A 13,152-nucleotide genomic window follows, 5' to 3' on the forward strand; every position below is an offset into this window, starting at 1 on the left:
CGTACTCACAAGCGTGAACAACGTCTACTTGAACGGTGTTCGTATTGCAGCGTTGAACGAGGCGGGAGCGCTTGCTTATTTTCTCACCGATCAAGTGGATTCCGTTTCACACGTGTTAGACGACGAGGGGAATACGTTGTCTCTGATGCACTACCTTCCATATGGCGAGACGTTTGTGCACAAAGGCGACACGAACTTTTCTCCGAAATACAATTCTCAAGAGTTGGATCGGGAGGGAAGAAAGAATTCGAATACGTTCGGAAGCAATTGAACATATTCAAATTCATTATTTTCCTCGGAGACAATTCCGGTTTTATCGTAAATTAAGAGAGTCTTCACGCATTTCAACTCCGCTTTCTTTTCTCCATAGTTCAGGTAAAAAACGTTCGAATTGACCGACTTCCTCGACGTTGTGTTTGATCCAGGCAACTCCTCGCTCCTTCGGAAAAACGAATTTTAAAAACAAAGGACGAAGTAATTTCCAAGTCCATCCTTTCCAACCGATAATCAGACAATTCTCGTAGATCGTATCGTTTCCGGAAGTTGCAAACGTATATTCCATTCTCGCTACTTTAAATTTTCCTTCGAGTTTAGGATTATGAATGTATCCGGTTTCGTCTAACTTTTCTATTTCGGTAACGATGTTGACGATGTATTTTTCATTTCTACCAAGATATTCTACGAGACGGATCGAAGCGCCCGGTCCGACCGAACCATCCGGCAATCTCGTTTCGTAACTTGCATGTACGTGATCTTCCGGATGCCATACGTGATATTTTTCGTAAAGACCTCCCTCATATTCTATCTTTCCTTCCAAGTGGGAGAACCACCAAACTAACATTTTCGGCGTTACTCCTTTTACGGGCGCATGTCTAATCCAGAATTTAACCCTCCCGTCGGAAAGTATTTCAGTTCCGGAGGCCGCGCTCGATATTTCCTTTTTTAGCCAATTAACCGGAAGAATCGGCTTTAACGAGATATCCACCTTTTTCATAAATTCTCCTAAGTATAGTATTTACTATATTTACATAAAATTTAGTATAGCAAATACTATACAATAACTTTTCAGGGAATGTTAAAAAATCGAAATCGAATTTTCGCGATATGCCCGCACGGTTTGGCGAGAAAAGTGGGGAATTAATCCGTAAAAAAACGATATTCGGCTCAAAGAGCATTTATTCTAAGAATACGTCGGATTTCTTCAAACTTAGATGGGTTTCGTACAATAGAACGGGTAGCAAGCTCGGTAAAATTCTTTCGAAAAGTATTGCGAAAAGAAGAATCTCTCCTCCTAAAATACTTCTTTTCTTTGGAAAGGATTCTAAAAAATCGAACTTAGGAATTTTTATGAAACTCAATCGGAAGAAACTTCTTTCCGAATACGGAAAATACGCACAACCGTCCACTCCGAAGGAGAGAGACATTCTCACCTCCGCAGAAAAACTTTTCGGGGAACGCGGTTATGAAGGAACGACAACGGCGGAAATTTCGAGACAAGCTAAAGTAACGGAGCGAACTCTTTTCAAATACTTTCCGGCAAAAAAGGATCTTTATATTAGAATTTTATCAGGTATCGTTTATGAAGCAGCTTTCGCTTCGCAGATGCCCGAGCTCAGAAAATTTTTGGAAACCCGGAACGTTTCCTTTGATCAATGGTATCTTTCTTTAATGAGGAATCGCATCGAGATGGCAAAGCAGAATCGTCATAAAATCCGGATTTTATCTTCGGCGATATTGCATGATTCCGATTTTATGGATTTTTTCGGTCCTATCTGGAGAGAAAATCTTTTCGAACCAGCAATCGAAGCGATTCGTTATTTTCAAGAGAAAGGCGAATTGCGGCCGGATCTCGATCCCGAGTCTTTCGTGAAAGCGTCTTATAGCATCAACATTTCGTATCTTTTATATAGATTCGTTTTGACGAAGCCCGATGCGATAGACGATGAAGCGGAAATTCGAAAACTTCTCGATATGATCAAACGAGGGATTCAAAGTTAAACTTACAAGTATTCATGAACCGAATTTTAGAACAAACTCGTTTCCTTGAAAACGCAAGATCGATACAAGCAAAGTTGAAAAACGAAATCGTATCTTTTTTTTCGTAAATGAAGATCACGAAATGCGGCGAATTTATTAAGAATTCTTTAAGTGCTTCCGGCTTCCGCGCTCGGAAACGGAGATTATCCTTTCTACCTTCACTCCGTTCATTTTTTTTAATGAATGAATATCCTTTGAATTTTCTGGTGTAAATAAAAAGTCTTATCCACCGATTTTCTGGGAAGAGAAGGATTCTTTTCCGCACAAAACGAAATGCTACGAGGTGGGAAATAGCGGGGGTAACCGTATTCTAAACACAAATGCGGTTTTTCTTCTAACTTCCGTTCCGTCCATTCCCCCGGTCTATACATCGTTTTTTCATACACATCCAGAGCTTCTTGGATCGTACTTTTACCCAAAGTGATTCCTCTGGAAGTAACCGCTTGAAAAGGAGGTTTTATAATTATTTTTCGGATCGTTTCACCGTAGCTGTCGAAAACGAAAATGAGTCCGAGGGTTTCGTAGGCTATTTCTATTTCTTTGTAATTAAAATGATTTCGAATATATCGATTTCCGAATTTAGATTCTACGTCTTTAAAGACCGACTCATCCGCAGAAATACCTAAAAATTCGAACCTATCATTGATGATGGCCGTATTCGAAACTTCTAGTTGTGTTCGTTGTTCCGGAATTTTATCAGACTGTAATTTTTGTTTTTTCAATCCCTCCACCGAATAGGTTTTCGGGTCCAATTTTTTGGATCCGCCGGTACAGTCGCAACAAAACAAAATTATATATGCAAATATTTGAATTCTATTTATGTTCATAAATGTGAAAATTATCGATTCCATTCCTCTATGAGTTTTTGTTTCGACTCTTTTAGAATCGAATTTCCGTATGGATAGCTGTTCGACATCGGATAGAGTATAAAATGTTTTCCCTGCAGACCGCTCTTTACTCCTAACTTTGGATCGGCACCGTGTTTCAACAAAATACGAATCGTTTCTTCCGGGATGAGGTCATCTTCGATTGAAAGAACGAGAAGAGTTTTTTCCTCGATTACAACGTATGTTTTTCTTCCGTTAAATTTCTCTTTTTTCCATTTCAAAATTTGATTCGTCGGCCATCCTACTTGAATGAGCTTTTCTAAAACATTAGGATACATTAATATATATCTGACCGTTTTTTCTTCGATTCGATCTAAAGGAAACGCACTTGGGTCTTTAATATTTTCCGCAATGATATCTATGGAACGTTGGTTTTTTCCCTTGTTCGCTTCGAGAAACAAGATAAGGTCCGCGTTTGCGCTTTCCTTAGGAAACTCTCTATATGCTTTTTCTAATATTGCTGGGCGATGTGCGATCAATCCTGAGGAAATCGCGAAGTTCCAGGCGATTGATCTCCACTCTTTCAACAAGGCCGGTTTCTTTTGAAGAATATCGTCGATTTCCGTCAAAAGATCGATCTTTTCCTTCCAACTTTCCGAAATTTGCCGAGGAATCGTTTTTGAATCGGGATTGAAATATGTTTCCTTGGGTCGATCGGATTCCTTCCTATAATATTTATTAGCGGTCGATTCAATTAGCTGAGAGATTTCTTTTCTATCGATAAATTTCCGAACGACCTTTTTGAATATCGTAGGATTTTCAATCAATTCCCCGGAGGAAAAGTAAATCTTCCAAACCGTATCATAGTATCTTTTTTCTAATTCAGGATCTTTTCGAAATTCTTCATATAGGGTATATATGATTTCAAGTCGATCTCTCGGATGAATGGTAATCCTTCTAACATATGTGGGAGCGGAAGCCACAGAAGCGATATGATCAATGATTCCAATCTGATTCGAAAAAAAATTGTAGGTCCCCGAATGTTCGTAAGGAAGTAAATCTTTTTCCTGTAACTCTCTGATCTTTCTTTCAAGAACTGTGACGTCGTATAAATCTAAAAACCGCCGTAAGGCGTTTAAGTCGTTATTCGCGATGATGGACTTTAAGGCGATATAAGGGGGATTCTGCTCTCGAAAGGAAGTCACCCCTTTTTCGTACTTCCTATGATACCAACTGCTGGACCAAGGTCTTCCGGACTTTACGTAAATAAAATTAGGAAGGGTTATCGGTAACAAAACGGTGTCCGCAATGAAACAGAGAGGTAGATCGATAAAACGATAAAGCCAGAACGCAAAAAAACTCGAGTCATCTTGCCCTGTTAGTTTGCCCGGTAAAGGTACCGTGAGTAAAAGCGGTCCAAACAAAATGATCGTAATGTTGCCTAACGTTCCTGTGTATGGAAAGTACGCCTCGTCTTCTCGATCACTATTAGCTAGTTTCATATACGAAAGCGTCAAACAGTTTAAATTAAAAACGATCAATAGGGAGACGATGATTTTTCGGATCATGTTTGTAGGGAAACGATCAAAGATAAACAGTCAAACAATTTCTATATTTCCGCGTATTTTAGATAACGGATGGTTTCTAGCTATTTAAATCATTGATTCCAATGAATCACTTAATATATTTATAATGTTAATCATATAAAAAACACTTATTAGATTATATTATAATGTGGATAATTTTTTTCATTGATTCTTTTGTTTTTTGTTTGAGATCTTTTTTATATCTCATTCCGTTGATAATATATCATTAATTTATAAAGTAAAAATTAATTATCTAATATGTTAAATCGATTGACGTGTGCGTGTTTCGATTCAAACAATGCAGTGCGCGCGATGGGACTTTCCGTTTTATGAATAGAATTTATCTTTCTCGGCGGATCGGAGTTGCGATATCGTTCCTATTTCTGTTGATCGGATTTGCGATCTATCTCCTTTTTCGACCGACTTCCCTTTTGATGTTTCACTGGCTCGATGTTCTGAGATTATCTTCTTGGATTCTGATTTTCAGGGAAACGTTTCGGTATCTACCGATGCCGGATTGGATGATTTATAATCTTCCTTTCGCTCTTTGGATGTTATCTTCTATGATTCTGATCGATTCGATCTGGGCGGATTCCAAGTCGAATTGGCGTTATATTTATATCTGGATCATTCCGACGATAGCCCTCGGATCGGAATTTTTTCAATTCTTAGGATGGATTCCGGGCACATTCGATCTGGATGACGTATTGATTCTTCTTTTTTGTGCAATTTTTTTTATCAGGAGAAATATATGAATAAAATCGAAATTGGATGGAAGCATTCGTTTACGCTCGTAGTGTTTTTGGTCTTTGGAGTTTTTGCGGTCGGCACCGGTGACTCCGACAGTGATTCTACGAATTCTGCGGAAACTTCTTTCAGTCTTTCCGCAAACGAATTGTACAGCGAATATCACGCGAACGAAGTGGCCGCAGACGCCAAGTATAAAGGAAAAGTAGGAGAGGTTACCGGAAGGGTTCGTAGCGTCGGAAAGGATATTTTGGATCAGATGTATGTCGAGATCGGCGGCTCGTATTTAGACGGAGTTCAATGTACTTTCGTAAAAGATCAGGCTGAGAACATCGCGAAACTCAAGAAGGGACAAACGATCAAGGTGAAAGGTGTCGTGAAAAGAAAGTTGGTCAACGTTCAGATGGACGATTGTATTCTTCTTTAGGACTGAGTTCATCGTTTCGATTTCAGATCGCAGCGATGAATGTATTCCGGACGATATTCGTACGGGATTTCGGTTTGGAAAACCCAGTTTATGTTTACTGACATCCGAATCCTGGGAAGTCCGTTTTTTCGAAATCGATCGGCAACAGAGTTTCGTCCGCTCCGGCGGTTTTTAAAATTTTCCGGAGCCGATTCGCAATTCGATCCGTACCTACGACGACTTGTAGAGGATAGACCGACACGTTTTTTTTCTTTTCGTGCAAGATCGTTATCGTAGGGAGATTTGGATTCGCACCGTATTTTAAAAGCATTTGAATCAACTTCTCCCTTCCATCCCAGGAATTGGGCGATACCAAAGCGGTCAAAAGCAGGGGGCAACCGGATGGAACAAAGTACGTTCTTTTACCGGTTGCATTCGGGTTCATACCGTTTTTTAAAAATAATTCTAAGATCTTAGAATCGTACAATAGAAAGTTAATATATTCTTTTGGGAAATCCCGGTAGTCTTGTTGTACAAAGTATTTCAAGACGCTATTCGCCGATTTTGAATTTTGACAGAACAATGAGACGGCCGCTAGTTTGTGCTTTAATTCGGTTTCCATGTTTGAATCGTGGCTCATCAGGAATTCCAACGCTTCCGTATGTTGCACCAAACTCTCTAATTCGAATCCCGACCAATTTATTTTGTCGTTTAATAAAAGTTTCGAAAATTGTTCGGAAAAAATCGGATCCTCCCAATAACTTCCTTTTTTTCCTAATTGGTCTAAAAACGAATGTTTCAAATCTTTATCGGTTTCGATCGCCTTATAGAATATCCTTTGAATTTCGATCGCCTCGGAGTATTTTCCCCCGGGATAACACTCTTGCGGTTCTTTATATTTGAAATATACTTTTGCGGAAGAAGACACTTCCCCTGAAATACTCGTTTTGTCCGAGCCGTTTCTATTTACTCTGGGAATCTCCGTAGGTACGATATATTCTTTTTGAAGACGGTGAATTTCCTTTTCCATAGGAATTAAATCGATGTCGCTTAATGTTTTTTTAAATGCCGAAACGTTTAGGTCTTCCGCGAAGGATTTAAGAACGGAATAAATCGGGTATTTTCTGTAAAACGTTTGTAACGGCCCGTCTTTGGGAAAATCTATTAGGTCGTAGGAATAACCTCTCTCTAGTTTTTGCCTAATGTCCTCTTCCGGAGAAACTAAAAGATATTCGTTTTTTTTATGATCAAACTCTTTGACTTTTAAATCTGGTTTTGCTCCGTATTTTAGTAGAATTTGAACCGTTGCAATAGGAATCGAAGCGTTTCTTGCGGAAAGCATCAATAGGGAAGTTTCATCCTGAACTTTGAATTCCGGTCCCCCTATTTTTTCGCTGAACTTCCGTTCTGCACGTTTAAAGATCGAATTAGGATCCCAGCCGTTTTGTAACAATTTCTCTAATAAATTAGGATATCTTAATATATTTTCGATTTTACTTTCGTGCAACTCCCCTAAACGGAATTTCTCCGCATTTACGAGATTTCGTGTAATGATATTTATCGATTGGTTGTTTTTAGCCTTGTCTGCTGTCAGAAAAATGTTTAATACCGATCTTGCAGCTTCTTTCGGAAATTCACGAAATGCCTTGTCGAGCAAAACGGGGTTGTAAGCGATCACTCCGGAGGAAATGGCAGAGCTCCATGCAGTGCGTCGCCATTCTTTTTGTAATTTCGGATTATTTTTTAGATATGTGTCCAGATCCTCTAACAATTCGATTCGATTGTACCAATGTTCGGAAATTTTTTGAATTTTACCCTTATCGAAAAAGTAGTAAGGATCATCGAAAGGATCTTCGTAGTGTTTGTATCTTTGTTCCGAATACTCTCGTGCCATCGATATAAACAAATCGGAGATTTCCTTTTTTTCGGAAAATTCTTGAAGCATTTTTTTCAATACTTTTCGATTTTCAATGAGCGTTCCCGAAGAAAAGCAGCTTTTCCAAACCGTATCATAATATCTTTTTTCTAATATTGGATCCTTTCGAAATTCTTCATAAAGTAAGTACGCGAATTCAAGCCGGTCGCTTAAACTAATAGGATTGGATCTTTTCCGATAATTATAAGGTTCTCCTTTTGAGAAAAAGGCGGCCATGTAATCCATGATTCCGATTTCGGGGTAATAAGGCCCCTGATCTCGGTGTTCATAAGGAAGCAGATTGTCTTCTTGTAAAACCCTGATTTTTTTTTCAAGAGCGACCACATCGTTTGATTTAATGAATTCTTGGAGAGCTCCGAAATCGTTTTCGGCAACGATTAACTTCAAAGTATCGTAAGAAGGGTTACGGTCTCGGAAAGATTTTAGACTTACGCCGTGTTTTTGATGGTACCATTCTTCGGACCAAGGTTTCCCGGACTTTACATAAATATAATATGGAATCGTGCCCGGTAACAGAATCGTATCCAATACGAAAGAGAAAGGAAGATCGATCACTCCTGAGATAAAGGGAAGGGTTGTATTTTTTCCGTAAAATACCCCGAAAGGTCCTAAGGCAATTAAGAATATATCTATCATGGTTCCCTCATAGGGACGATAGTCTTTTTTCTTTTTGACGGATTCGATCAGCATGGACGTAGTCGAACAGTTCAAATATGAGAAGATTAAAGATAAGATAATAATTTTTCGGATCATAAGGATTCTCAATGGTTTAGTTTAGAATATTTACGGTTGAGGTTTTCCGCGGGAAGCTGTTCAAATCCGCAACAATAACGGCTTTGTGCGAATTCACAAGTCGGGTCCGAGGATACGTTGCAAATGGAAAACCGGCTTCTCCTCTGAATTTAGGGAATTAATATAACATTTGCTTTTATGAATATGACTTCAGTTTATAACGGGAAGATTTCTTAGATAAGATCGATTCCGATTGATTTTATTGGACCGAATTAGGATTATTTAGGAAACGAGATGAGCTTAGATTCGCCTTACACCGAATTTATGATATTCGGTGTAACGTTTCGATCATTCTTTATCGTTCATCGTAGGAATGATAAAAAAAATAACTTTTGTTTAGCTTTTATAAAATAGGTCGTAAGTTTTTTAAAAAAAATAGGGTTTATTCAGAAAATTCAAAATGTAGGAGATCCACTTTGAGCATCTAGGATAGGATTAGGCGGACATATAGAGTTTAATCGCTGAAGATGTAGGATGTCCTATGAAATCTAGATTCTCTTGTAAAACGTAGGAACTCCCACTTTTACGAAAAATATCCTTTGCGAAATCCTTTTCATTAATTCCTAAACCTTGCTGCTTGAAATGTAGGAACTCCCGAGTTCAATTAAAAATATCGAGTGAGTAAGGCGGATTTCTAGTCAAGTTTTGAGACGCGGTTTACTATGATTTTCCATTTTCAAAAACGATCGGCCGTTTGATTTTCTAGTCGAACGGTGAATGACCGTTTTTAGAGTCGATGTTTAACTTCATTTACAAAATTCAGAATCGGAATCAAGAATACCTGTTTGTCCGGATCTCCAATTGAAACAATCGTTAAGTTTGCGTTACGCTGTAATTGTACCGTTACTGATACTATAATAAATACCTAAGTCACCGACGCCTAAAAAATTTAAATAACCGTCACCGAAAGCATCGGATCCTGCGTGTCTGTATAATTCGATTCGTTTTTTTCCGTAGTGGACCGTCAAAAGATTTTCTGTTTCATCGGAATCGCATTTTGCCACAACGTTGATTCGAAAATTCTTACAGTCTATGGTTGCCTCTGCAATTCCCGTTCCGGGATGGCCGTTTCTCTTTTGCTGTATGGTCGAAACTTTGCGAAAACGTCTAACGTGTATTTCCGGAAATCCAAATTTTGTATCTAGATTTTTAGGAACCGGAAATGTCTTCGGAGTTTCTTGTTCCTAAGAGTCTGAGTTACCTCTGATAAAAAGGAATATTACGATTACGTTTAATATCAAAACGACCGTAATAACAATCCGCGCGCCGACTTTAAGAAAACGGACCGAATCAGTCTTCGATCACGCTCATCGCGTATTCGGAAATGGCGTCCCTTCTTTGTTCCGCAAAGTCCTTATGAAACCAAAGATTCTGAACCTTGGAAGCGTCTTTCTTGTTTCCGATCGTGATCTTGGTCATACATTCCTCGACCGCAAACTTCATCGCTTCTTTTCCCGTTTCACCGAGTCCTTTGTTCCGTTTCTTGCGAGTGATTTCTCCGCCGCTTTTTTCCACGCGTTTGATCAACTCGTCATAATCCTTATCGTCTATACAAAAAACCGTCTCTTTCTTCTTGTCTCCGAATTTGACATCGACTTCGTAAAGAGGAGCGCTGGATATATGAATAAAACCTAATTCGAAAAGTTCCGGCCAATATTCATAAAAGAACGAAAGCATTAGGGAGCGGATCGCGTAACCGTCGAAGTCCGCGTCCGTGATGATGCTGATCTTTTCGTAATTCAGTTCGTCGATGGACTTAACCTTTTGATCGAGAGGAAGTCCCAAAATCGCAACGATGTTTTTTAATTCTTCGTTTGCGATCGCTTTCGCGATACTCATACCTTTGCAGTTCAACGGCTTGCCGCGTAGCGGAAATAATCCGTGAAGTTTAGGATTTCTCGCAGGACGCAAACCCGCGATTGCGGAATCCCCTTCCGCGACGAAGAGAACTCTTCCCGGATCACCCGGTTTTCCGGTAGGAGGCATGAGTTTCGGAATGTTCATGCGGCTTGCCTTTTTTAAACCCTTTTGCGCGTCTTCAAACGCTTTGAGCTGGGTTCGTTTTTCCATCTGCAGTTTGATCTCTTCGAGGAGCCCCGTCTTTTTGATGAACTTGTCCAGATGTTTGTCCACGGCGTTCCGAATCTCTTCATTGAGGTCGTTGATCAGATAGGATTTATCCTGCGATTTAAAACGCGGGTTCAAAAGTCTCGCGTTCACATACATATGAAAACAGTTTCTCACGTCGTTTCTCGTGGAACTCGTTTTGAGTTTCTTTTCCAACGCGGTGATCTGGCTTTTTTTGCGGACCTCGTCACAAATCCGATTTTCGAGGTATTCGATGGCGGATCCTCCCTGCGGAGCGAAGATGGAATTGACCCAGGTGAGATTTTTATTCTGGCCGATTACAAGATATGTTTCGAGATGCAGCTGTGAAGCCGAACCTGGGGCGAGATAATCCATCTTGTAATATACGAGGTCAGAATGGGAAAAGATCTCGTCCAGACCCTTTTTGAATTTATACTTTTCCTTTTTCCCTTTGAAGACGAATTGCACTTCTAGTCCTGGGTTCGTCATCGCGATATCCTGAAGATACTGCTTCATCAATTCGACGTTAAACGACGTGTCGAGCCCGTTGAAGTATTTCGGATTCAGTTCGAATTCCACCGAAGTTCCGTGGTCTTCCTTGGAGGCCTTTTCGATCAGTTCCTGCATATTCGTCTTTTTTAATAAAGGTCCGAGTTTTTCGATCTGGTCCTTCGTTAAAAGATTACAATCGGTGAATTTTCCGTGTTCGTCGAAATAGAGAAAAACCTTTTCGGTGTCCTCTTTGGAAAGTTTATAGGAGCGGATCTGTTTTTTTACGTCGTCGTGAACGGTGAATAATTTCTTGAACGAAGTTCCGTTGTTCACCGTTTTCACCTTAAAATAATTGGAGACCATACGAACGAGAGATATACCGACCCCGTTCTGACCGGCGACGTGATCCTGTTTTACGTGATCGTCGAAATTCTCCCCGTACATCAGATGGAGATAAACTCCTTCCGCGTTCGCGGCGGGAATTCCCCGTCCGTTATCCGAGATCGTAATACTTTTGCGATCCGAAGAAAGTTGGATGATCAGTTTGGACATCTTGTCTTTTTCGGGAATCGTTTTGTCCTTTTGATTTTTGCGGTATTCGTCCACGGCGTTCATACAAGCCTCGTCGAGACATTTCAATTTCGCCGGAACGTCCTCCAATTCCTCGTGGACGATTTCGTATTTTCCTTCGTTGTTTTTACGGAAAAAATGTTGTTCGAATGTGGACGCGGAATTCTGACCGAGCCACATTCCGGTTCTCATCCGAACGTGTTCTACGTTGGATAATTTTTTAAAATTTCTTTCCTGGGACGTTTTTTCTTTTCCTTTCGTTTTGTCTGCGCTCATACTTTATCCCATTTATTTTGAAGTTCGTCCAACTCCGTCATCATGAATTCGGTCAATTTTTTGTCTTCTTTGACCAATCCTTGGTATCTCGCAAGAGTCGTTTTCGCTTCCACGATCGCCTCTTCGCATTTTCTCACTTCATCGATCGTCATTCTATAGACGGGAATCGTGGATAACCATTCGAAGTATTTGAATTTTGAGGCTTTGAGTTTGTCCTCGAAGTCCTTTTTGGATTTGATTCCGATCACTTTTTCGTTCCATTTTTCCTTGATGAATCGTATCAGTTCGGAATTCCTTTCGATCTTTTCCTCTTCCAGACCGGAAAGACGTTTGAATCTCCGGATCAAGTGTGTTTTACGAAAATCGCAGAAACGTTTGATGATCTCTTCGGGTTTGAAATTCTTCAACTTACCGTCGTATGTGATCACGTTCGTCGCAAGGGTTTGGACGTCCTCCTTGTTGAAGAGGGCCATGATTTCCTTTTCGGAAGGTTTTTCCCCTTTTTTGTATTGAAGTTCGATCCGGAACGTTTGACTGGAATAATCCACATAGTCTTTGAGCCAGGAATCTTTTTTTTCGAGAATATCGTCGAGAAGGGAAACCACCTTTTCCCGATTCCAGTTCATCGGAGAATCCGTAAGATACAACGTTTCGCCTTCCCATTTGAACGCGAACGTGGTCGCCATCGTGATGTTCCCCGCTTCGGACTCGGCCAGTTTGACTTCGCCGTTGAAGTTCTTGTACCAAGGTTTAAGCGGAAGAGGCTTTTTCGTTTTTAAATAATTGATCTGTGATTTGACGATGTCCGCAAGTCTATGACCCGGAATAAAACAACGGAATCCGGTCGCGATTCCCTGGATATTGTTGAGTAAGACGATGGGAACTTTTCCCACGAAGTGAATCGGTTCGTCTTCGGTTTCGTCGTAGTTTTTGACGTAGTCGATGTCGGGAAGACTTTCGAAAAATCCCAAATCCTTCACGAAGTCGGAGAGTTTTACTTCCGTATAACGCGGAGAGGCGATCGCGCTCGGATCCAACACGTCGCCGAACGTCCCTTCTCCGGAAACCAGAGGAATATTATTCGCGAACGTAAAGTCCTGCGCCATTTGGGAAAGTGCGTCTTGGATGGATCGATCTCCGTGCGGATGATATCCCATCGCGAGGCCGGCCACTTTTACGGTTTTTGTGTAACGGTTTCTCGCGTCCGAATTCCACATCGCCCAGAGAATTCTTCTCTGAACCGGTTTTAATCCGTCGATTTCGTGGGGAATCGCCCTTGAATCGCAGACATAGCGCGAATATTTTCTCTGATCGTCATTGACTTGATCTTCAAAAGGACGTTTCGGAAACGCTTCCTTCGATTTTGGTGGATTGGAATTCTTCATACGGTTTTGG

The 13,152-nt window shown here is 40.4% G+C and carries 9 protein-coding genes and 2 pseudogenes; 4 read left to right on the forward strand and 7 right to left on the reverse strand.

Features of this window, described 5'->3' with window-relative positions:
* A pseudogene (locus tag EHQ17_RS04730) lies at window positions 1–271 on the forward strand (hypothetical protein); the annotation flags it as partial.
* A 42-nt stretch (window positions 272–313) separates the two neighbouring features.
* On the opposite strand, the gene EHQ17_RS04735 reads toward EHQ17_RS04730, so the two are convergent.
* Window positions 314–994, reverse strand: a complete 681-nt coding sequence (locus tag EHQ17_RS04735; RefSeq protein ID WP_135590135.1) for a DAPG hydrolase family protein — start codon at window positions 992–994, stop codon at window positions 314–316.
* A 353-nt stretch (window positions 995–1,347) separates the two neighbouring features.
* Here EHQ17_RS04735 and EHQ17_RS04740 point away from each other — a divergent pair, with 353 nt between their 5' ends.
* Window positions 1,348–1,998 carry a TetR/AcrR family transcriptional regulator gene (locus EHQ17_RS04740; protein ID WP_167881157.1) on the forward strand — a complete coding sequence of 217 codons (651 nt, stop codon included), beginning with the start codon at window positions 1,348–1,350 and terminating at the stop codon, window positions 1,996–1,998.
* A gap of 215 nt (window positions 1,999–2,213) precedes the next feature.
* Here the strand turns inward: EHQ17_RS04740 and EHQ17_RS04745 are convergent, their stop codons facing one another.
* A complete protein-coding gene (locus EHQ17_RS04745) occupies window positions 2,214–2,864 on the reverse strand; it encodes a hypothetical protein (protein WP_425460677.1) in 651 nt (216 codons plus the stop codon).
* An 11-nt stretch (window positions 2,865–2,875) separates the two neighbouring features.
* Window positions 2,876–4,159, reverse strand: coding sequence for a YceK/YidQ family lipoprotein (locus EHQ17_RS04750; RefSeq protein ID WP_246057402.1), 1,284 nt, complete (start codon window positions 4,157–4,159; stop codon window positions 2,876–2,878).
* Between the two features lie 620 nt (window positions 4,160–4,779).
* On the opposite strand from EHQ17_RS04750, the gene EHQ17_RS04755 reads away from it, so the two are divergent.
* Both EHQ17_RS04755 and EHQ17_RS04760 read left to right on the forward strand, forming a co-directional pair.
* Complete coding sequence (locus tag EHQ17_RS04755) at window positions 4,780–5,205, forward strand: hypothetical protein (protein WP_135590132.1); 426 nt, start codon at window positions 4,780–4,782, stop codon at window positions 5,203–5,205.
* Complete coding sequence (locus EHQ17_RS04760) at window positions 5,202–5,624, forward strand: OB-fold protein (protein WP_135590131.1); 423 nt, start codon at window positions 5,202–5,204, stop codon at window positions 5,622–5,624. Before EHQ17_RS04755 ends, EHQ17_RS04760 begins: the two co-directional genes overlap by 4 nt.
* Before the next feature lie 94 nt (window positions 5,625–5,718).
* Here the strand turns inward: EHQ17_RS04760 and EHQ17_RS04765 are convergent, their stop codons facing one another.
* The 4 genes and pseudogenes from EHQ17_RS04765 to EHQ17_RS04780 form a co-directional block, all read right to left on the reverse strand.
* Window positions 5,719–8,292 (reverse strand): YceK/YidQ family lipoprotein, encoded by a 2,574-nt coding sequence (locus EHQ17_RS04765; protein WP_135590130.1) that lies wholly within the window; start codon window positions 8,290–8,292, stop codon window positions 5,719–5,721.
* Between the two features lie 785 nt (window positions 8,293–9,077).
* Window positions 9,078–9,590 (reverse strand): annotated as a pseudogene (locus tag EHQ17_RS20110) (hypothetical protein).
* 31 nt (window positions 9,591–9,621) lie between these two features.
* Window positions 9,622–11,757: a toprim domain-containing protein gene (locus EHQ17_RS04775; protein ID WP_135590129.1), complete on the reverse strand. Its 2,136-nt coding sequence runs from the start codon at window positions 11,755–11,757 to the stop codon at window positions 9,622–9,624.
* Complete coding sequence (locus EHQ17_RS04780) at window positions 11,754–13,142, reverse strand: DNA gyrase subunit A (protein ID WP_135590128.1); 1,389 nt, start codon at window positions 13,140–13,142, stop codon at window positions 11,754–11,756. Before EHQ17_RS04780 ends, EHQ17_RS04775 begins: the two co-directional genes overlap by 4 nt.
* Window positions 13,143–13,152: the final 10 nt, after the last annotated feature.

Origin of the sequence: Leptospira gomenensis, from assembly GCF_004770155.1 — a bacterium.
GTDB classification, from domain to species: Bacteria; Spirochaetota; Leptospiria; order Leptospirales; family Leptospiraceae; genus Leptospira; species Leptospira gomenensis.